Annotated in this window: 19 protein-coding genes; 7 read left to right on the forward strand and 12 right to left on the reverse strand. The window is 45.4% G+C overall.

Features of this window, described 5'->3' with window-relative positions; genetic code table 11:
- Nucleotides 1-45 precede the first annotated feature (45 nt).
- Complete coding sequence (locus ACL934_RS06385) at nucleotides 46-651, forward strand: hypothetical protein (protein WP_374078953.1); 606 nt, start codon at nucleotides 46-48, stop codon at nucleotides 649-651.
- Here the strand turns inward: ACL934_RS06385 and ACL934_RS06390 are convergent.
- The 4 genes from ACL934_RS06390 to ACL934_RS06405 form a co-directional block, all read right to left on the reverse strand.
- Nucleotides 648-1,568, reverse strand: a complete 921-nt coding sequence (locus ACL934_RS06390) for a hypothetical protein (protein WP_374078955.1) — start codon at nucleotides 1,566-1,568, stop codon at nucleotides 648-650. The two genes, ACL934_RS06385 and ACL934_RS06390, sit on opposite strands and share 4 nt — an antisense overlap.
- Nucleotides 1,565-2,032: a hypothetical protein gene (locus ACL934_RS06395; protein ID WP_374078958.1), complete on the reverse strand. Its 468-nt coding sequence runs from the start codon at nucleotides 2,030-2,032 to the stop codon at nucleotides 1,565-1,567. Before ACL934_RS06395 ends, ACL934_RS06390 begins: the two co-directional genes overlap by 4 nt.
- Before the next feature lie 66 nt (nucleotides 2,033-2,098).
- Entirely contained in the window at nucleotides 2,099-2,824 is a 726-nt protein-coding gene (locus ACL934_RS06400) for a coenzyme F420-0:L-glutamate ligase (protein WP_374078959.1), read from the reverse strand.
- A gap of 7 nt (nucleotides 2,825-2,831) precedes the next feature.
- Nucleotides 2,832-3,830, reverse strand: a complete 999-nt coding sequence (locus ACL934_RS06405) for an isocitrate/isopropylmalate dehydrogenase family protein (protein ID WP_374078961.1) — start codon at nucleotides 3,828-3,830, stop codon at nucleotides 2,832-2,834.
- Between the two features lie 458 nt (nucleotides 3,831-4,288).
- On the opposite strand from ACL934_RS06405, the gene ACL934_RS06410 reads away from it, so the two are divergent.
- The 3 genes from ACL934_RS06410 to ACL934_RS06420 all read left to right on the forward strand — a co-directional run bounded on the left by ACL934_RS06410 (nucleotide 4,289) and on the right by ACL934_RS06420 (nucleotide 5,655).
- Nucleotides 4,289-4,927 carry a matrixin family metalloprotease gene (locus ACL934_RS06410; protein WP_374078962.1) on the forward strand — a complete coding sequence of 213 codons (639 nt, stop codon included), beginning with the start codon at nucleotides 4,289-4,291 and terminating at the stop codon, nucleotides 4,925-4,927.
- 108 nt (nucleotides 4,928-5,035) lie between these two features.
- The gene (locus ACL934_RS06415) at nucleotides 5,036-5,272 is read left to right on the forward strand and encodes a hypothetical protein (protein ID WP_374078963.1); all 237 of its coding nucleotides are present in this window, start codon (nucleotides 5,036-5,038) and stop codon (nucleotides 5,270-5,272) included.
- Between the two features lie 89 nt (nucleotides 5,273-5,361).
- A complete protein-coding gene (locus tag ACL934_RS06420) occupies nucleotides 5,362-5,655 on the forward strand; it encodes a helix-turn-helix transcriptional regulator (protein WP_374078965.1) in 294 nt (97 codons plus the stop codon).
- Here the strand turns inward: ACL934_RS06420 and ACL934_RS06425 are convergent.
- From ACL934_RS06425 to ACL934_RS06435, 3 genes are all read right to left on the reverse strand, one after another.
- Nucleotides 5,618-6,901 carry a hypothetical protein gene (locus ACL934_RS06425; protein ID WP_413613223.1) on the reverse strand — a complete coding sequence of 428 codons (1,284 nt, stop codon included), beginning with the start codon at nucleotides 6,899-6,901 and terminating at the stop codon, nucleotides 5,618-5,620. The two genes, ACL934_RS06420 and ACL934_RS06425, sit on opposite strands and share 38 nt — an antisense overlap.
- Nucleotides 6,902-6,932: 31 nt before the next feature.
- Nucleotides 6,933-7,241, reverse strand: a complete 309-nt coding sequence (locus ACL934_RS06430; protein WP_374078970.1) for a hypothetical protein — start codon at nucleotides 7,239-7,241, stop codon at nucleotides 6,933-6,935.
- A 213-nt stretch (nucleotides 7,242-7,454) separates the two neighbouring features.
- Nucleotides 7,455-7,739 carry a hypothetical protein gene (locus ACL934_RS06435; RefSeq protein ID WP_374078972.1) on the reverse strand — a complete coding sequence of 95 codons (285 nt, stop codon included), beginning with the start codon at nucleotides 7,737-7,739 and terminating at the stop codon, nucleotides 7,455-7,457.
- 196 nt (nucleotides 7,740-7,935) lie between these two features.
- Between ACL934_RS06435 and ACL934_RS06440 the strand changes: the two genes are divergently transcribed.
- A complete protein-coding gene (locus tag ACL934_RS06440; protein WP_374078975.1) occupies nucleotides 7,936-8,802 on the forward strand; it encodes a PBECR2 nuclease fold domain-containing protein in 867 nt (288 codons plus the stop codon).
- Nucleotides 8,803-8,821: 19 nt separating this feature from the next.
- Here the strand turns inward: ACL934_RS06440 and ACL934_RS06445 are convergent, their stop codons facing one another.
- Both ACL934_RS06445 and ACL934_RS06450 read right to left on the reverse strand, forming a co-directional pair.
- Complete coding sequence (locus tag ACL934_RS06445; RefSeq protein ID WP_374078976.1) at nucleotides 8,822-9,571, reverse strand: hypothetical protein; 750 nt, start codon at nucleotides 9,569-9,571, stop codon at nucleotides 8,822-8,824.
- A gap of 186 nt (nucleotides 9,572-9,757) precedes the next feature.
- Nucleotides 9,758-10,651: a DUF6635 family protein gene (locus ACL934_RS06450; protein ID WP_374078978.1), complete on the reverse strand. Its 894-nt coding sequence runs from the start codon at nucleotides 10,649-10,651 to the stop codon at nucleotides 9,758-9,760.
- 226 nt (nucleotides 10,652-10,877) lie between these two features.
- On the opposite strand from ACL934_RS06450, the gene ACL934_RS06455 reads away from it, so the two are divergent.
- On the forward strand, nucleotides 10,878-12,374 hold the full coding sequence (locus ACL934_RS06455; RefSeq protein ID WP_374078980.1) for an FMN-binding glutamate synthase family protein: 1,497 nt from the start codon (nucleotides 10,878-10,880) through the stop codon (nucleotides 12,372-12,374).
- On the opposite strand, the gene ACL934_RS06460 is transcribed toward ACL934_RS06455, so the two are convergent.
- From ACL934_RS06460 to lnt, 3 genes are read right to left on the reverse strand one after another with little or no spacing between them, the layout of a single operon-like run.
- Nucleotides 12,375-13,823, reverse strand: a complete 1,449-nt coding sequence (locus tag ACL934_RS06460; RefSeq protein WP_374078982.1) for a lipase maturation factor family protein — start codon at nucleotides 13,821-13,823, stop codon at nucleotides 12,375-12,377.
- Nucleotides 13,824-13,835: 12 nt separating this feature from the next.
- On the reverse strand, nucleotides 13,836-16,166 hold the full coding sequence (locus ACL934_RS06465) for an endonuclease MutS2 (RefSeq protein ID WP_374078984.1): 2,331 nt from the start codon (nucleotides 16,164-16,166) through the stop codon (nucleotides 13,836-13,838).
- Nucleotides 16,144-17,754 carry an apolipoprotein N-acyltransferase gene (gene lnt, locus ACL934_RS06470; protein WP_374078986.1) on the reverse strand — a complete coding sequence of 537 codons (1,611 nt, stop codon included), beginning with the start codon at nucleotides 17,752-17,754 and terminating at the stop codon, nucleotides 16,144-16,146. Before lnt ends, ACL934_RS06465 begins: the two co-directional genes overlap by 23 nt.
- Between lnt and ACL934_RS06475 the strand changes: the two genes are divergently transcribed.
- Complete coding sequence (locus ACL934_RS06475; protein ID WP_374078988.1) at nucleotides 17,753-18,595, forward strand: hypothetical protein; 843 nt, start codon at nucleotides 17,753-17,755, stop codon at nucleotides 18,593-18,595. The genes lnt and ACL934_RS06475 overlap by 2 nt on opposite strands.
- The last annotated feature ends 58 nt before the right edge of the window (nucleotides 18,596-18,653 follow it).

Genomic DNA, 18,653 nt, shown 5'->3' on the forward strand with positions numbered 1-18,653 from the left:
TCGTGGAAGCATCTCTTAGTTAAAAGTGAAAAAGATCTACGAGACATGTCTCGTCTTAAAAAAATTCCGGGAGCCCGGGGTTCCATAAATCTTTTCGTCGTTTTCGCCTTTTTTATGTGCGCACTGATTTCTTTCGGTTTGGCATTCTTCTTTGTGTACCTGGGAGTAACAACGAACATGGGATTCTGGGAAGGTTTCGGCGGAGCCTTGGCCATGTTTGTTCTTGGCGCTTTGTTCGTATGGGCGACAAAGATGTTCAAGATGGAACGCGATATAGATATGGCTCGACGTTATCTTCTAAAGCCAGATGATTACGATTTTGTCGAAGGCACATTGGAGTCCGCCTCTTACGGTCGCGGTGAAAGCCGGGGATCAAGTCGCATGATCGTCGTAGGAAAAGCTATTTCCAAATCCGGAAAAGAACTTCCCGTTCTGGAAATGTTTTCGACGTCGATTTGGCCGTTCACAACTCGTGAAGCTGACGAGCAACTGCAAGAAGGCGATGACTGGTATGATTTAAAGGGGAAGAGGCCTTATCTTCCGGTGAAGGCTTACTTCCTCTGTGAAAAGAAGGACCCCACGACGGCGATTCTTATTGGTATTGACGAGCATTTTATCAAGCAAGCTTTGAAAAATGCGGAGATGGATTAGTCTTCTAATTGAATTCCGAGAACATTCTCGATTGTTTTTTCGTAAACGTCTTTTTTACGTACTTTTGCAGGACCTGTTTCTTTTTTGCGAATAGTTCCAGCTTCCTTAGGGAAAGAGACAAAGAGATCACGCTCTTGATTTTTTGCCAGAAGTTCAAATTTATATTCAACATCTTTGCATGTTGCCGTTAATGAAACGGGAAGAGGTAGATCTTTGGAAGGTGTGATTTGCAGTTCACTGACATTAAGAGTTGTGATCTTAATTTTCAAATTCTTTTCGGACGGATTTTCAATGTTCTCGATCGCACACGGAAAGGTCAGAAGAGTTGGGCTTTGTATTTCTACATGAATTTGTGGTGCAAAGCCGAAAGCGCGAGGAGAAGAATCAAATCTCATTTCTTGAACTAAAAGCCCCCAAGGGTTTTCTAAAGTTCGCTCCGCATTTTGCAGTTTAAGACGGGAAGTGACATATAGTTCATTCTTAGTGAGCTCGCCTCTTTGTTGAGTTTCTTGATGGATTTGCAAATAGGTCTGAGCTTCGTAGGAGCCATCATCCAGCTTTTTCAAACTTTTCAGTTGGCCCAGTTGGGAAAGATTCTTCTGCTGAATTTTTTCGCGTAAACGACTGACTTCACGAACACGCTCTTCGCTTAACTTCGGAGCCATCAAGAAAGCTAAGGACGTTTGCGATTGCCAAAAGTTATTGGAGTCATAGTTATAGAAACGATCTAGATACTGACGGAGGAAAGTCATCTTTTCCATTTCGCCAAGTTGCATGTTCTGAAGGGATTCTTTTCCGGCTTCCATGCTAATAGCTACGACACGCGGGTTGTTCTTAAGCTTCCAATACAAATAGCTGACGCTGCTAGCCCAAGCGATACTGATAAGAAGAAGTACTAAGAGAATCTTCGTTTTCATTTGTCTTTATTCTCAAGTGGAACAGTTTCCATCATCATGTCTCGATGATATTTTCTATTTGGACCGTCATCGACCCATTGATCAATTTCATAAAGTTTGATTTGGGCTTTTCCACTTTGGAAAAATCTTTTGTCTGCTTTTCCTTTACCTTGTTTAACCAAGGTCGCGGTGCCATTTTGAAAGAAATCTAGCTGTGCTTTTAGCTTCTCATTTTCAAGCTTCATGACCTCAATGTCGCGCTCATCATTAAAATAATAATTCGCAGCTACCGCCGTCACAACACCCACGATTCCACCCCAATAAAGAGCGTGAAGTTCTGGGCGTTCATCGTCGGGAGCTGTTCCGGCGCCAATGCCAGCACCGACGCCAATGCCGATGGCAGTGGCGGCTAGACGGCTTTTTTGGTTGGTCGCACAAGCTGAAACAAAGAGGCAAAATCCAAGAAGAAGAATCTGTAATTTCATATAGACAATTCTAGGTTTAAAGAATGCGTCTTGCAAACTCTAGCTTGCTGTCTTTTAGACCAAAGTTTACTTCATCAGATGTTGGTATAAAGGAAGATACATGTCCTCACTTGGGGAAACTTCCAAGTCGGAACGGGCGGGAGTGTCGGTGAACTCCACAGGGGGATTTTGAATCACCGCTAAAGGACATTTCTCTGCGGCTTCTCCCATCATAAGAACGGCAGCAGCAGCTAGACTATCTGTGAGATTGATTTTTGTCATCTTAAGAGGTCGGCCAAAGATATCGTTTTGCCCAATCATATTGCGAAGGGGATGAAAGCCCGCATAAGACAGAGACACGCCAACAACTCCCAGGCGCAAAGGTCCAGTGCGCGAATCTGTCAGGATCACACCCAATTCACGCAGGCCCAGACGCTTCATCAAACCCTTGCGAAGATTTTCAGCAGAAGCATAGGGATCTTTGGGATAAACGATATAATCCCCATTTTCAGAATTGGATTCGTCGATACCCGCAGCCGCGACAAGAAGTCCATGTTTGATTGTCAGGCTGACACCATGACCGATCTCACCCAAATAGACATCGGCTTCGCGTTTGATTAAAGATTTTTTGTCGATGCTATTCAGGGGGACCAGACAGCCTTCTGCGAGGCTTACGATCTTGGATGTGATGACCAAGATCGAGCGCTCATGCAAAAGAGCGGCATCAACATGTTTAATGATGAACTCCACCAAGTCATCGCCTTGATGAAATACAGAGGTTTGAATCGGGGAGATCATCATTGATTTTGTCACAGTCAAATTATCCTAACTTCTGAATGATCGCATCAGTGAAAGAAACCGTTGTTCCTTTACCGCCAAGATCACCCGTGCGGGCATTCACATCAGAAAGCGCCGCGATCAATGCTTTCATGATCGCATCTGCTTTCGCATTTTCACCGATATGTTGAAGCATCATCACTGCGGATTGAAGCAATGCTGTTGGATTGGCTTTGTTTTGGCCCGCGATATCAGGTGCTGATCCATGAACAGCCTCAAAGATCGCGGCTTTTTCTCCGATGTTGGCACCTGGTACAACTCCCAAGCCACCGACGAGGCCCGCACAAAGATCACTTAAAATATCTCCGTAAAGATTTTCAGTGACGATCACGTCGAATTGTTGAGGCTTTGTCACAAGCTGCATGCAGGCGTTATCAACGATCACATCTTTTGTTGTGATGTTAGGATATTGCCAACCCACTTCTTGTGCGACTTTCAAAAATAAACCGTCAGACATTTTCATAATGTTGGCTTTATGAACAATCGCGACACGAGGTTTTCCGGTTTTTTGTGCTAAATCGTAAGCGTAACGGGCGATGCGCTCTGAACCCTTACGAGTGATGCGCTTGATACTCTCTGCCGTGTCTTCATCCACCATGCGTTCAATACCGGCGTAAAGATCTTCGGTGTTTTCGCGCACGATGGTTAGATCCACGTCGTTACAAACGCATTGAACTCCTGGCAAAGAACGAACCGGGCGGACGTTGGCGTAAAGATCGAACTTCTGTCTCATGGTGACGTTGATAGATTTATGTCCACCACCTACAGGAGTTGTTGTTGGGCCTTTGATGGCGAGCTTTGTTTTATTGATGGAATCACAAGTCGCTTGGGGAAGAAGGTCACCCAATGTATGTAAGGCGATTTCGCCGGCTTGATGTTCTTCATATTCAAAGGGAGCTTTAACGTATTTAAGAACGCGGATCACCTGAGTCATGATCTCAGGACCGATCCCATCACCAGGAATCACAGTCAGTTTCGTCATTACAAAGACCTCTCTATTAGGTCTTCTTTTTATCACGCGCGCGCTGGTAGGGGGAGCTTTTTTGGCTCCTTACCAGGAAGGTGGGATGTGGTGATAGGCTGTGGGGCTCGCCAGGATTCCCCGATTGGGGTAGGAGCCGAAGTGTCTCAATGTGAGACTTGCTAATCCAATAAAGCAAGCGCCGGGCCAGGTCGTTCGGGGTCCTTTTGCACCACACTTTGCGGCGAGGGGGTGTTGGAATCTTTGACACCTATTAAGCTAATAAATTTCAAATACTTAGACGAAAATTCCGGGGCTGTCTGGGAACGAGACACCGACTTTTAAACGAAGGCTCTTTTATAGGCACTCTGGCAAATGACAGGGAAACCCAAGTTATTTCATTGGTTTAGGTGGTGTTATCAGGAGCCCACGGGCTGGTCCTTTCTTTGTATTGAAGAAAGTCAGTGGAGGTCGCTCTCATGTTGAAGTGGCTTGGGACTGCTGCGGTCCTATTAATAGCATTAACAATTCAAGCCTGTGCACCGAAGTCTCAGGAAGACTGCGGATTCGTGCAAAACGTCTATGGCGAGCGCATCTCTTGGAAAGCCGATGTTCCAGTGACAATGCAACTTCACTCATCGATTCCCGACTCTATGGTGCCTGCGATTTTATCTGCCGCGGAAACTTGGGAGCGCACAGCCGGTCGCAAACTTTTTAATATTATTACGACTCGTTATAGCGGTCCTCTCAATCCTCATAAAGACGGCGTGAACATTATTTATCTTATGAACACTTGGGAAGACAATCGTGGTTCTGAACAAGGCCGCACAAGTGTTTACTGGATTGGTGATCTTATTAAAGAAGCGGACATTCGTTTGAATGGCTCTGATTTCGGTTTTTACTGGAACAACCAAACACTGACTCGGGCTGCGAAATCAGGTCGCGCCAACTCGGCTCCTGTGAATATTGAAGCTTTGGTGCTTCACGAGATGGGTCACGTTTTAGGATTAAAGCATAAAGACGGGCAGGGCTCGGTGATGGCAACTTACTTGGCGAGTGGAGATGATCGTGTGCACCTAGCGGGAACCGATCAAACGGCCCTCCAGTGCGAATACTAAGGCGCTGAGCATTGTAAAAAGTCCATGTAAGTTTATTTAAGTTGTTGGAATAGAAAAAACCTAACTAGACTTTTATTTCTGCGCCCACGGCAGGCGAAGGAGAACCAAATGAGAGTGATCAATTTAGATAAGAACACACAAGGTGAAACAGCGGTTGAGTCTTATTTGGGGTCTATCTCTGAATCATCTCCTGTGACGCACAAATCTTATCATGAACTTGCTGACACTCCGGTTGTAGAGGCCGATGCTCTTGCGCAACTTCATACGAACATTGAAATGCTCAACGATCTTCAATCACGTCTTTCATTCCTGATGAGAGAAGTTCGTTACTTAATGAAAGCCTAACGAGATTCCCTTCCACCCTAGGTGGAAATGTCTTCTTCTGCGTACTTGTGTTAGATGACAGGCTCATAATATCTCTATTTAATCTGGATATGGGAACAAACCTCGGAGAATTCCGAAAGTACATTCAGGTTCACTTTGAAAAGTGGGGACTTACGAAGGCCGAAAGTGAAATCGGCCTTCTTATTCTGCGTGGCTTAAGTCTTCGTGATATTGCCGTCCAAAGAGGAACTTCCGAAACAACGACTCGTCAACAAGCTCTCAGTCTTTACAAAAAAGCCTCTGTTGAAGGACGCCATCAGCTCTCGGCCTTTTTCATTGAACATCTTTTAACTTCAGAAGAAGGCTCTACGCCTTGCGATCGAAACGGGTCAGATTCCCTTTAGGAATGTGATAGACAACCCAGTCACCTTGACGTTCACGAGTCATACCCTCGGTGACAACAGGTTTTTCAAATGGAAATTCTTCGCGGAATGTTTGGTAGTTGGCGCTACTTACGATTTTTCCGTCATCTTCAATTTTATCTTTAAACGAACGCTGTCCCGTGATGGTCGCTTTGTCGTTTTGAATCGTGACTTTCACGGCGTCTTTTTCGTGCTCGGGAACAAAAGCTTTTAAGACGTAAAAGTCAGGATTTTCACGCAGGAAGCTGCCGCGGTCTTCGACTTTGTAGAAGGGGTCATCGTTTTTATCGCTGTACTTTTCGGCGGCTTTTACGAAGTCTTTGCGGGTCTCGGCAAGTTCACGCACATAGCGTTGCTTTTGAATATCTAAAGCTTCTCGTTGCGCATTTTCATTCTTGCCATAGAGATTTTGAAAGCGTTCGTTCTGCGTATGCAACTGTTCTTCGTTCGCTTTTTTCGAGTGCATGATGCGTTCTGAATACTGTTGATTCAAACGCTGTTCTTTCGAATCCCATTGCTTTTGCTGTTGTTCGTAACGTTTGGCGGAGGAGTCTTGCAGGCGATTTATTTTCTGCTCTTGCAGTTCCTGCTCACGGGCGATTGTGTTTTCGCCTTTGGCTTGCAGTTGGGCATATTCTTTTTCGTTACGCGCACGCACGCGCTCATGGGCGCTGCGACCACGTTCCACTTCGTTCGTCAGACTCATGTCGTTTTGTTCGCGTTGGTAATCCAAGCGCTTCTGACTGAACTCGTTGATCTTGGCCATGTCTTGATTGTATTTTTGTTTTGCGGAACGAACATCCTCGGCACTTTTTGCGCGAACCTGTTCAACGCGTGCTTGAGACGTGCCTTCGATTTGCTGCACTTTTTCGCGGGCATCCGCTTGGGCTTTGGCCACTTGCTGTTGACGCTTGTTACGCGAGTCCATCAATTTTTCGTCATAGTCTTTTTGCAGGGATTGAGTGCGAGCTTTGTAGTTTTCACTCACACGCTGTCTTTCTTCGGACGCTTTTTCAGAGACTTCTCTTTGACGGTTGCGGATGTGATTGATGGCCGCTTCGTTGTCCTCGATCACTGAAGATTTTTTGTCGTCGTAATACTCTTTTAGATCAGAAAGTTCGGCCTCGTTCTGATTTCGGACTTCCTTTTTTTTGCGTGCGTATTCGGCTTGAAGATCATTCAAGTCCGCTTGTTGGGATTTGCGCGAGGAACTGTCAATCGACGACATGAATGTAGTGTATCAAAATAATACGTCTACATTAAGGTGCTGCGTTTTCCTCGGGAGGAATCTGGCCTTTCGGGTTGGGGCAGTGAGGTTGGAAGTCGCCAGTTCGGCCATAGCAGCGCCATGTATCGATATAGGTGACTTCTTCATCAGCGGCGACGGGATAAAAGAAACGATACTGAATGTGATCCAAGGTGCTTTCAACCAGACGGAAGTCCTGAGAGGGGTTTTGCGGATCGGCGGACTTCTTTGTGATCTTCAAAAGAAATACCCGGTACTCAGCCTGACTGAGACTTGGGGAGAGAAGAAAAAAGAAAGCCGATAAGAAAATCCGATATTTCACAAATCTTCCTATCGGCTTTGCGGTGGGAAACCTTGATAAATCCCGATGAACTCAGAATATCACGACGCCAACGCCATGCATTAAATATCGAAAGAGGTGTCGATTTAGAACTCTAGGAGTTCGACAGATTGATGAACATCCCCATTTCCCCGAGGGAAAAAGAGGAAATGTTCAAAGAACTGACCAAGTTTTATACAAAGGTGCCTGCTTCTTTTAGTGTTTGTGTTCGTTGTTGGCTCGCACGGTGTTTTCCACAATGTGGAAGTAGGCGCGCACTAGCATTTGGTAGGATTCAGGGTCGAGGGCTTGAAGGTAAGCCATCTTTTCGAAGTAGGTTTTCTTCGCAATCAGCTCTGTCATGACGTCTTGGACCTTCTTCATCTTATCAAAGCTGTAGAAGTCTTTGTCGTCTTTCACTTCTTTCAGAACATCCGCGATAGACTTATTGTCAAAAAGAACATGAACACCCATGGCTGAATGAGAGAGCAATGCTTCCATTCGTTCCAAACTTGTCTCTTCTATATTGACCAAGAAAGCGCCTCCTGTTGCGACGTCTTTATTCAGATGGTGAGTAATAAATGCCTTCCTTGCAAGACCAAAAATGAGACTATGACGGACCTCGTCGAGTCGTCTTCTTTTTCTAGTTGTTGGGAGTCGAGAATCTCTCGATAATAAAGTGTGAAGGATACCAAATATGGCGAAGACAAAATCCCGGGCTAAAAAGAAAACAACGAGTTCCTCCTCTGAAAAAGAGTATATCATCGTCGATGAAGCGGCAGGTCTCATTTTCGAATCAGAGACGGAGCTCTTCGGCTATTTTGAGGGAGCCATCAATAAACTTGAGGAAGAGTACCAATCCTTAAGATCTCCGGATGATTTTACTGATGAGGAACAAATCAGCCGTGAGCATTATTTGGAAGCGACACTGGATGAACCCGATGAAGTTTGGCTGGATGACAAGACGATGGAAGACTTTGCCATCTATCATTTCATCAAAGCTTTTGAAGAGGGCGCTGAAAGTTTCAGGTATGTGGCTGTGGCCTATGTGTCATCCGAGGATGAATATCCGACGTTTGTATTTATCCACTTCCCGACAAAAGACAGCCGCGTTTGGCAAAACTACCAACGAGGCGAACTGGTTTACGACAAAACTTACGAAGAAGTTTCTGGAGGAGCGATTGAAGGCGACGCATTGGGTGAGGGCGATCCGTTGGCGATGGGCCTTTATCTGGCGATGTTGAAAGTGCGGGGAGAGAAAGATATTCCGCAAGAGAAGTTTCAGGATTTCGGAACTCTTCGTGAAGACACGATTGAAAATGCCGATGAGATCTGGCGCAAGAACGATCTTGATGGAAATGTATTGGTAAGTTTTATCAAGGAATTTCCGGATCACGAGGACGTCAAGGATCTAACTTACATCGCGATCACTCAGGAAGATGAAGAATCCAACGTTCATTCTCTTTTGTTCTCGTTCCCGACTACGGACCGCACTTTGGTGGATCGTTATCGTCAGGGTGAGAATCTGCAAGCGGATGAGGTCTCTCAAGAGTCAGCACACTAGAATCGATTCCCTTTTGTTCTTAGAAGCACAAACCTTGAGCCATTGATTGGAACTGAGACGCTGAGTAACCTTGGCCTACGTAGTTCTTGAAAGGGTGCAAGTCGCGAAGAACTTGAGCACGAGCTGCGCCATTTGATTCAGTCGCGTAGTCAGCAGGGTTTGCGTAGAACAGTGGAAGCAATCCGTCTGTTTGGCTCAAAGCTTTGTTTGTTGAAAGGTCATAGTTTGTGATTTTCAAAACATCGTATTCGCCTTGAGTGTCTTTCAAATCAACCAAGATATTTACGCTGTTAAAGAATGTTTGTGGGTCTGTGATACCCATGCCAGAAGCGATTGTTACAACATCACTCCAGCGAAGAGTTGTTTTCCAAGCTGTCAAAATTTGACCTGTTGTCGCGTTAGCAACTAGGAAATTAAGGGGAGTGCTATCCAAGTGGGAAGCACCGCTTGAATTCGTCATCCATTTCCACATAGAGATGTAAGTTTTGTCTGTTTTGAAGTTTGTCGGCAAAGCCGTCAATCTTGCATAAGCATAGTCCATGCGAACTGTGTTTGAAGAATCAACGTAAGCTCTCAGCTTCGCTGTGATCTCTGTGCCAGTAGCCTGGTTGCAGTAAGAAACCGGTTTAGTAGAAGAAGAGCTTGTATCAATTGGAAGTCGGCTTGAAAGATCCGAAGATCCTACTTGGTTGCTAGAGCCGCAAGCGGTAAGGAAAGCGACTGCACTTAGAGTAAGGATTGTTGAGAAGATTTGTTTCGTATTTTTCATAAAGCCCCCTGATGCCATACTATAAAGCAATGGTGGTGCCATATTTCACTCTGAAACGAACTTAAAACATTTGTATTTTCAATGAGTTGCGAAGGGGCTCATTCTCACTCTGAGGCGTTCTCAGAGTGAGTCGTCAAACTTCTAGGGTGGTGCCGCACAAGGATCGTCACTTATTGTACTGAGGGATTAGCTGGCCTTGGCGTAGGCCGGAGATTTACGAAGGGATGTTTTGATCTCTTTTTTAATTTGCAGAAAAAGTCTCTCTTCAAGACTTTCGATTAAGTTATTGAGTTTCTTTTTATGAAGTCCCAGGCGTTTGCGAAGGGGGTCACTCATAACAGCGGCAAAAACACTAAAGGCTGTGAGTAGAACACCCACACCGAGAGTGGCCATGAAGACCTGGGCCTTTGTTGGTTCTGGAGGAAAGGCGCTATAAAATGCCGATCCTAATTTCTCGCCAAAGAAAAAACCGGAGGCTGCTTTATCGCGAGCCATTTTTCGGGCGATACGATCTCCTATTCCGAAAATTCCCAAAGTTTTGTCTCCAAAGAAATACCATCCCGTTAGAAGGGTCATCACGGAACCGCTAAGATCCGTGATCATCGCTTGGCTTGAAGAGTATTTATCAATCTCTTTGTTAAACTCAGCTTTGATTTGGAATTCATTCAGAGTGAGTTCTTTGGTGGCGATAAGTTTATTGATCGTCGGATGTTTGCGCAGTTCTAAAACGAGGGCGTCGTAGTCGAGAAGTTCCGTGGCAATCAGCTTCTCGACTTCTTTTTGATAGCCCGTTTTTATTCCGGAAGGGACTCGCTCCATGGCAGGAGTGAGTTTGGCCCAGCCCAACTTGTCGAGAGTCTCTACGGATTTTTTCAGCGAAAGATAGGGAATGGACCACAGGGCGTTAAGCGGATTGAAAAGCAAATCAATGGGAAAAGACTTCTTTTGAATCTCGATAGTTTCTTGAATAGAAAAATGTCGGTCAATAAAGTCGTCGACGCGTTTTTTTCGATCTTCTGTGTATTTTTCAATGCATTCATCAAGGGCGCCAAGAATCAGCGCCAGATTTTGTTCTTCCATGACATGGGGCTCCTGCATCTAAGGATAGAGGAAGTTTCGTCAGAAGTCCGATTTGTAAAGTTTCGATCTCGTTTTAAAGCGATGCTTAAGTCTGAATTTCCGGTTTTTTGTACATACTTCAGTCAGGAACACGAGCTTTTCTAGATATTAAATTCAGTCCAGTTGATCTATATTGAGGGCGATTTATAGAGGATAATTTTGTGAATCAACGAAAGAGGTTTTGAACATGAGAAGGGAATTTTATATCGCCTTTGCCGTAGCGATAGTTCTGAATTTTATATTCTATTTAGTTTGGCCAGCGGGTTTGTATTCTCTGTTCTTCTTTGTTCCGTTCTTTGCCTTAGGATTCCGCGATATTCGCCAGCATCGTCATGCGATCAAATCAAACTTTCCCGTCTTTGGGCATTTCCGTTACCTGTTAGAATCCATCCGTCCTGAGATCAATCAATACTTCATTGAATCCAATACCGACGGAAAACCTTTCAGCCGCGAACAACGTTCCGTAGTTTATCAAAGAGCAAAAAAGGTTCTCGACACAGTTCCCTTTGGAACTCAGCACGATGTTTATGAACAAGGTTACGAGTTCGTGACTCATTCTCTTTATCCTAAACATTTAAATCGCAAAGATCTTCGCGTTACTATTGGCAGCGATCTTTGTAAGCAACCTTACTCGATGTCGCTTTTAAATATTTCTGCGATGAGCTTTGGTTCTCTTTCCACAGCCAGTATTCTCTCGCTCAACGGGGGAGCTAAAGACGGAAACTTTGCCCATAACACAGGGGAGGGAGGAATTTCTCCTTACCACCTTGAACCCGGTGGTGATTTGATTTGGCAAATCGGTACGGGTTACTTTGGTTGCCGCACTCATTCTGGAGATTTTGATCCGGAACTTTTTAAACAAAATGCCAATCGCCCGCAAGTGAAGATGATCGAGCTGAAGCTTTCTCAGGGTGCGAAGCCCGGTCATGGCGGTATTTTATCAGGTAAGAAAGTCACTCCGGAAATTGCAGCCATTCGTAACGTACCATTGGGGAAAGATGTGATTTCTCCTCCGGGGCATAAGGCATTTGCAGATGCCAAAGGGATGTTGCAGTTTATTTCTACTTTGCGCGATCTTTCCGGCGGAAAACCTGTAGGTATTAAACTTTGCTTGGGTCATCGTCAGGAATTTGAAGAGCTTGTGACATTAATGCGTGATCTACAATCCTATCCAGATTTTATCGTTGTGGATGGTGCTGAAGGCGGAACAGGCGCTGCTCCGTTGGAGTTCACCAACTACATCGGTATGCCAGGAATGGATGCGTTGGTGATTGTTGTAGATACACTTCGCAAAGCAGGTCTTAAAGATAAGATCAAAGTTATTGCCACAGGTAAAATCACAACGGCTTTTGATATCGTAAAATTACTTTGCATCGGGGCGGACGCGACCTATGCGGCTCGTTCAATGATGCTCGCTTTGGGATGTATTCAAGCTCTTCGTTGTAATAATAATAAATGTCCAACGGGTGTAGCGACTCAAGATCCTGCCTTGGTGAACGGTCTTCATGTACCGACGAAGCGCGAGCGTGTGAAAAACTTCCAGCAAGAAACACTGGAGTCCGTGGCTCACATGATCGGTGCGATGGGTGTCGCTCATCATAGCGATCTACGTCGTCATCATCTTCACAAGCGTGTTGATGAAAATCTTATTAAAACTTACGCAGAGATTTACGCGGAGACATAACTACTCCGCGTCTGTGAATTCTTCTTTTTGAAAGATCGGGCCGTAAGAGCCCGCAAATTCACGTTTCCACCAAAGACCTTGCTCGCGAAGTTCCTTGAAGCTTGCGAATTTGTATTCGTAGCGCTGAATGCGCAAAGCTTTAGGGGCTTTCCCGCGAAATGGGTCTTTTGCAAAAAGCAAAAGCACATCCGGGGATTCTTGGAAAATACGCGTGATAAGATTTTGCAGCCACAGATTTTCGTTAAAACCTTCAAGAGCCGCGAACCACATTTGCCAATCCAATCGGGGTTGGTGAGGAGCCACAATCGGTGGCGCGCGTTTAAGAGACGTTGGTTTATAGCTGAACTCGTACTCTTCCCAATGGTGGCCATCGTTACTGCCTTCAAGAACCAACTCGGGACGGTTTTTTGTCATCACTGCAAAAAGCCCGTAAGGATTGGAAATGCGAAACGGATAAAAGAACCGCATATAGGGCAGCATAAAATCCAAAGCTTTGTTTTTCTCGAACAGGCTTTTATAAATCCAAAAAATCGAAGAGGGCACAAGCAGCAAAAGCGGGATCATCGCTATCGGTGTTGAGATGGCGGTGTTTTCAACCCAATTGATCTTAAAGCCCCAAGTGGAATCAGGCAGAACGCCTAAGCAAAGTCCTAAAGTCAAAAGATTGAAAAAACCGTAGTTGCCAGTCAGAACAATTAAAATTTGCAAAGACACCAGAAAAATAACGGCAATAACTTGTTGGGGACCTGGGACAAAAATAAAAAATGGAGTGACGAGTTCAACAAAGAACATCACAAGCGTACTAAAACGCTGAAAATGCAAAGGCAGTTTGTTAGCAAAAAAGGCAAGGGGTGTCGGAAGGGGCTGAGTCCAATAGTGATAAGTCAAAGCAGTAAGATCTTTCCAAGACGTGTCCTTGTTGGTGAGTTTCACAACGCCTGAAAGAAACATCAGCTTAAATAGAAGGAATAAGGTCAGTCCGTAAATGATCGGATGAAGAGCGTGAGTTCCAAAAGGAATCCATTCCCACTTTAGCGGAGCAAAGAAAAGACCCAGGAATCCAAACTCTAATAAAAGACTGTCCCACTGATAGCTTAAGAAAAGCTGCCCGCAACTGACAAAGGACAGATAACAGACGAAACAAATAAGCAGCATGAATGTCTGGCTAAATCCAAGGAAGGCCAATGAGGACGCCATCATGCCGATAAAACAAACGGTTTTCAGGGCAAAATCCGAAGAGAACAACCAGAAGAGGGACGGTACGTGATAAAATCTTTCGGCTTTCATCTCGTTATCTAAAAGATTTAAAAGATGATCAATGGATAGAATGCCGTGGCGACCATAGAGCCCAAGAAGCTGTGGCAACAGGGATAGAAACGCCACAAAATATCCAAGGCTTAAGGTCTTTGCGAAAATCCAACTTGAAATGTTGTAGTCGACAAGCGGCATGAGGAACTCCTACTAGGCTTCGCCGATTTCCACCCACGTAATTCCGTCTCCGCCACCTTCAGGGGATCCGGCTTTCCATTTTTTTACATAAATGGAACGGGAAAGATAAGTGCGAACTGCTTTTTTAAGAGCTTCCGTTCCATGTCCGTGAATGATCTTCATGCGATCTTCACGAGACTGCGCTGCCTTATCTAAAGCCATTTCCAATTCTGACAAAGCTTCTTCCACCGTTTTACCACGTAAATCCAAAGTGCGATCGTCATCGGCCAATGCCACCGAGAATGAAGATCCTTGGCGCACAAGTTGTGACGTCGGATTTTGCGGTTTTCCTGGAGGTCTTAGTTCTTGCCAATGCAGTTGCAATCTCACAGATCCAGACAAAACTAGAACTTCACCTTTGGAGTTTGGCGTACTTTGCACGATTCCGTCTTGATTCAAAGACGCAACGAAGACTTTCGATCCAGTTGGGAATCGTTTTGCAAACTCTTCCGCATTTTCAGGAGCCCCTGGTTGAGTGATCGGTTTTGCTTTCACAATTTCAGGCAATTTGTATTTGATCTCTTGTAAAGCGGTGTGGCGTTTGAAAGTTTCAGCTACTTTGGCTTGCGCAATGGCTTCTTCAACTTTGCGTTCGGCTTTTTTCACCGTGCGCTGCAACCATTCGTCTTTGTCTTTGTTGAATTGCTCAAGCAGTCCTTCATATTTCTTTTTCATCGCAAGAGCACTGTTCGTTTCTTTACGAAGGTGTTCTTGCAGAATAGAAATATCACTCTTTAACTGTTCGATCTGTTCCAAACCTTCAAGGCGAGCCCGTGTCGCCGGAGCTAAGACATCCAAAGCTCTTTGCACGATGGCTTGAGAAACGCCGACGCGTTTTGCTGTTTGAATGGCCAAAGAATCTCCGGGAATACCGGCGATAAATTGATATGTCGGGCGGCCGGTCTTTGGATCGTACTCAAGACTTCCGTTAAGAACGCGGCTTTCTTCATCCCATCCGGACTTCAATGGCCCTAAGTGAGAGGTGATCACAGCAAAGACATCGTTGCTAGAGAAGGCTTCAATAAAGCTTCGTCCTAGAGCACTTCCTTCTTCCGGATCCGTGGATCCGCAGATCTCGTCAATCAAGATCAAGTTGTCGCGATTTTTTAACGAAGCGGCTCGGCTTAAGATTTTTAAGTGAGCGGCAAAAGTACTGAGTTCTTCATCCACACTTTGCGCATCACCAATGCCAATAAGAATATCTTTAAAGAATGGAATTTTTGAAGTCTCACTGGCACAGATCGGAAGTCCACAGCGCGCCATTTGAGCGGCAAGCCCAATGGACTTAAGTAAAACAGTTTTACCACCGGCATTGGGACCACTCAGAAGTAAAATACTTTTTTTACCTTCCAAAAGAACGGAGTTGGAAACAACAGGCTTGCCAGAAAGTTGCAAAAGAGGGTGGCGCACTTCGATCAATTCTAAACTTTCTTTAGAAAACTGAATCGGGTGAGCATTTACTTGCGATGCAAACTGCGCTTGAGAAAAACGCACATCGCATTCTTCCAGGAGGACGCGACTGCTTTCGATCTCTGTCGCTTGGGAGGAAAGATAGCGAGAAAGTTCGGTCAAAAGTCTTTCGATTTCATCTTCAATCTCGACTTCGATTTGGCGCAGACGATTGTTGGTCGGAATAACTTTTTCCGGCTCCATAAAGACGGTTTGTTTTGTTTGCGAAGACCCATGGATCACACCCGGCAAGTGGTGTTGCATTCCACTGCGAACAGGAAGAACCCAACGACCGTCACGAGTGGTGACGTACTTATCTTGAAGAACGTTCTCCATTTGATGATCTTTAACCAAACGGTCTAAAGTGCTTTGCACTTCGCGGGCCAGACGTTCTTTTTCACGGTACAGACGGAAAAGAGTTTCACTGGCATCGGCGCGAATTTCTCCATTCGGCGTCAGGATTTGATCAATAGCCGAAAGAGGTTCGTCAGCCTTCATAAGGCTTGCCGCGATTCTTTGTGCCCAATCATTTTCGACAGGGGTTAAAGCTTCTTTTAAAGCCAAAGTCTCTAAGCAGAAGCTGCGCACATCTTTGATTTCAAGATTTTTAAGAACCGCATTTTTCTTAAGACGGGTGATCCACGTTGAATACAGATCCAAACTTTGCATGAAAGGACGGATGCCTTGATTCAAAACTTCTGTGGCATGAGCGATTTCTTCAAAACTGGCATAAGCCTCTTCTGCCGAAGCAAGAGGTTTTGTCAGCATCACCGTTTCGCGCCCCACCTCACTTGTGGAGTGGGAGCGAATCTTTTCTAAAATTTCAACCCAATCAAGAACGACGAGATCTTGCATGAAGAGCTCCTGTAGTTATCAGCGCAAGTAAAGCAATGATGATTAAGACCCAGTCCCAGTGTCCCCATTGCACATAAAAAGTGGTTGGCGCATTTTTAAGATACTTTATCACAAACTGACCGCTCCACTCTTTGTGAAGAGGCGATTTTTGTAGAACATCACCGTTAGCCAGGACCGCTGTGCTAATTCCGGTGTTAGTTGAGCGCACCAAGGGGCGACGCACTTCGATGGCGCGGGCAAGTGTCATATATAAGTGTTGTTGTGGCTCGGAAGGTCGGCCAAACCACGAGTCGTTCGTCACATTGACCAGGACATCGGAACCTTTTTTAGCAAGGCCTCTTGTAAACTCGGGATAAAGTCCCTCGTAACAAATCTGACCGCCCCAATGAATGGTCTCACCCTGAAAGTTCCAAGCCATCACATCAGGACCTTGTCCGCGTCCGAAGTTGGATACGAAAGGCAGAAGTTTTAGCAAAATAGGGAAGCGTTCACTCAACGGAAGATATTCCCCGAAAGCGAGAAGTTCTGTTTTGCGGTAAGGCTTGTCCAAGTTGTTGGCATTGGCATCAACCAAGAAAAGCGCATTGTACGTGGAGTGATCCACATTCTCGTCGGTTTTTTCATCCTTCGAGTAAGCGCCCGTGATCAACGGTTTTCCAAGGGGAGCTAAGCCCTCTGCAAGAAGTTGAGTGTGCTTACGGCCCAAAAGATGTTGATCTAAATAATCAGGGAACGCTGTTTCCGGCCAAATGAAAATATCCGTTTGCGGGAATTTTTGTGCAGCCTCCCGAGTCATGTCCAAAAACTTAACCGTGATAGCTTCCTGATAGCCTCGGCCTTTTTCGGCGTAAATCTTTTCTAGATTTCCGATATTGGCTTGAACAACAGTGGCGCGGAACTCTTTGTCAAAGTGGTTCCACTTTTGACCGTGCCAGTAGCCAATGCCTACTAATGCAGCAAAAGTAAGGGTGAGCAGACTTAATTGGCTCAGAGCTTTTTTAACGTAATTTTGTTTAAGCCAGATGTATCCCATCCAAGCGTTGAAAAGCAAAACGATGGTGGAAAGTCCCAAGAAACCAACGATGTCGGCCAAGCTGTAAGTGGGAATTTTCGCCCAGAACAGGGTGTAGCCCAAATTCCAATCAAAGATGACGGGCCACACTCTTTCTAACAGAGATTGTAAGAGGGCGATGACAAAAAGACTTTTCCCCGCACTTAAAGAGAAACGAATTCGCAACCACGTTCCCAGAGCCACGGCGACCGGGATGTAGAGATGCATGAACGCACAAAAAAGCAGCAAAGCCACGACAGACGTGGACCACGGGATCTGCCCGAACTCGTGCGCTGTGTAAGCAATCCAGTGAAAACCGATGATGCTCAGAACGAACTGTGTAATCCAAGCTGCCCAAAAAGAATCTTTCACCGAGCGGCTTTCCTCGGTGGCGTAGAGCCAAAGTGGCGTGTAGCAGAAGATCAGTGCCCAAGGAGGAAAAGGGATGTAGCTTGTTCCGACCAAAATGCCTGAGAGGATCGCCCAACGAAAATCGTAGGCTTTATGCTTGAAAAATTGAATCGATCTCTTCATCATGGTATTAGTAACACAAAGAGTGAGTGAGTCCACTGTGAATTTAACGACGAAAATGAAAATTCGATGCCCCTCATGCGCTAAGCTGTACGAAGTTGCGAGTGATGATATTCACTCTGAAACTCCGTTGTTTCAGTGCATCTCATGTGAGAGTCGATTCAGTTTCGAATATCCTCCGACAGACCCTCAAAATGTTTTGTGCTTCCATGTTCCGGTGGTGAGTGAAAATCCGGTCGCTACTGCGATTACTGCTGATGCTCAGCATCAAGAGGCGTCGCCAGAGCCGGGAACGCAAGAAATGAAGTCGTGCCCTAAGTGCGGCGCTTTGAACGGTCGTCGTGCGAAAGAATGTTATTCTTGCCACGTTCTTTTTGAACGTTTGGAAGGATTGCCAAAAGATCCAAGTCTTAAAGCTCAGCCAAGCCTTGTGCGCAAATGGAAGAACTTGGTGGAGAACTTTGAAAACGAAAGTCTTCATGACGAGTTCATCCGAGCTTGTCATGAATTGGACGCTCTTCGTTTTGCGACATTGAAGTATGAAGAATTAAAAGCCGCTCAAGGTGGAGATCCGCAGTGTGATCAAATGATCGCCCGAATCAACAGCTTGATGATGGTGGGGCTTTCGCAAAAACCAACAGCTTCTAAAGAAGCACCAGTTCGTCCAAAATGGCAAAAGTATCTTTACTGGGGACCTTTTGGTGTGAGCGCCTTCATGATCCTTCTTGGAATGATCAACCTTGGGCATCGCAATTTGATCGGTGTCGGCGTGGCTTTGGCCTTTATGTCGGCGGGTTTGATTGTGATGATTCGCGGAAAGATCAGCCTCTCCGACTTTATCGATTGATCGCTCAGAATACTGAATAGAATAAGAGAATAGTTATCTTTGTGCTTTGACACGCGCT

Source organism: Bdellovibrio sp. HCB-110, assembly GCF_047323225.1.
GTDB lineage: Bacteria > Bdellovibrionota > Bdellovibrionia > Bdellovibrionales > Bdellovibrionaceae > Bdellovibrio.

What these genes read in the sequence shown, in the direction of transcription:
- ACL934_RS06445 (WP_374078976.1), bottom strand. Translation starts at nt 9,571, where the DNA reads ATGAAAAATACGAAACAAATCTTCTCAACAATCCTTACTCTAAGTGCA.
- ACL934_RS06395 (WP_374078958.1), bottom strand. Translation starts at nt 2,032, where the DNA reads ATGAAATTACAGATTCTTCTTCTTGGATTTTGCCTCTTTGTTTCAGCT.
- lnt (WP_374078986.1), bottom strand. Translation starts at nt 17,754, where the DNA reads ATGATGAAGAGATCGATTCAATTTTTCAAGCATAAAGCCTACGATTTT.
- ACL934_RS06425 (WP_413613223.1), bottom strand. Translation starts at nt 6,901, where the DNA reads ATGTCGTCGATTGACAGTTCCTCGCGCAAATCCCAACAAGCGGACTTG.
- ACL934_RS06465 (WP_374078984.1), bottom strand. Translation starts at nt 16,166, where the DNA reads ATGCAAGATCTCGTCGTTCTTGATTGGGTTGAAATTTTAGAAAAGATT.
- ACL934_RS06450 (WP_374078978.1), bottom strand. Translation starts at nt 10,651, where the DNA reads ATGGAAGAACAAAATCTGGCGCTGATTCTTGGCGCCCTTGATGAATGC.
- ACL934_RS06455 (WP_374078980.1), top strand. Translation starts at nt 10,878, where the DNA reads ATGAGAAGGGAATTTTATATCGCCTTTGCCGTAGCGATAGTTCTGAAT.
- ACL934_RS06410 (WP_374078962.1), top strand. Translation starts at nt 4,289, where the DNA reads ATGTTGAAGTGGCTTGGGACTGCTGCGGTCCTATTAATAGCATTAACA.
- ACL934_RS06405 (WP_374078961.1), bottom strand. Translation starts at nt 3,830, where the DNA reads ATGACGAAACTGACTGTGATTCCTGGTGATGGGATCGGTCCTGAGATC.
- ACL934_RS06385 (WP_374078953.1), top strand. Translation starts at nt 46, where the DNA reads ATGTCTCGTCTTAAAAAAATTCCGGGAGCCCGGGGTTCCATAAATCTT.
- ACL934_RS06420 (WP_374078965.1), top strand. Translation starts at nt 5,362, where the DNA reads ATGGGAACAAACCTCGGAGAATTCCGAAAGTACATTCAGGTTCACTTT.
- ACL934_RS06390 (WP_374078955.1), bottom strand. Translation starts at nt 1,568, where the DNA reads ATGAAAACGAAGATTCTCTTAGTACTTCTTCTTATCAGTATCGCTTGG.
- ACL934_RS06460 (WP_374078982.1), bottom strand. Translation starts at nt 13,823, where the DNA reads ATGCCGCTTGTCGACTACAACATTTCAAGTTGGATTTTCGCAAAGACC.
- ACL934_RS06475 (WP_374078988.1), top strand. Translation starts at nt 17,753, where the DNA reads ATGGTATTAGTAACACAAAGAGTGAGTGAGTCCACTGTGAATTTAACG.
- ACL934_RS06415 (WP_374078963.1), top strand. Translation starts at nt 5,036, where the DNA reads ATGAGAGTGATCAATTTAGATAAGAACACACAAGGTGAAACAGCGGTT.
- ACL934_RS06435 (WP_374078972.1), bottom strand. Translation starts at nt 7,739, where the DNA reads ATGGAAGCATTGCTCTCTCATTCAGCCATGGGTGTTCATGTTCTTTTT.
- ACL934_RS06440 (WP_374078975.1), top strand. Translation starts at nt 7,936, where the DNA reads ATGGCGAAGACAAAATCCCGGGCTAAAAAGAAAACAACGAGTTCCTCC.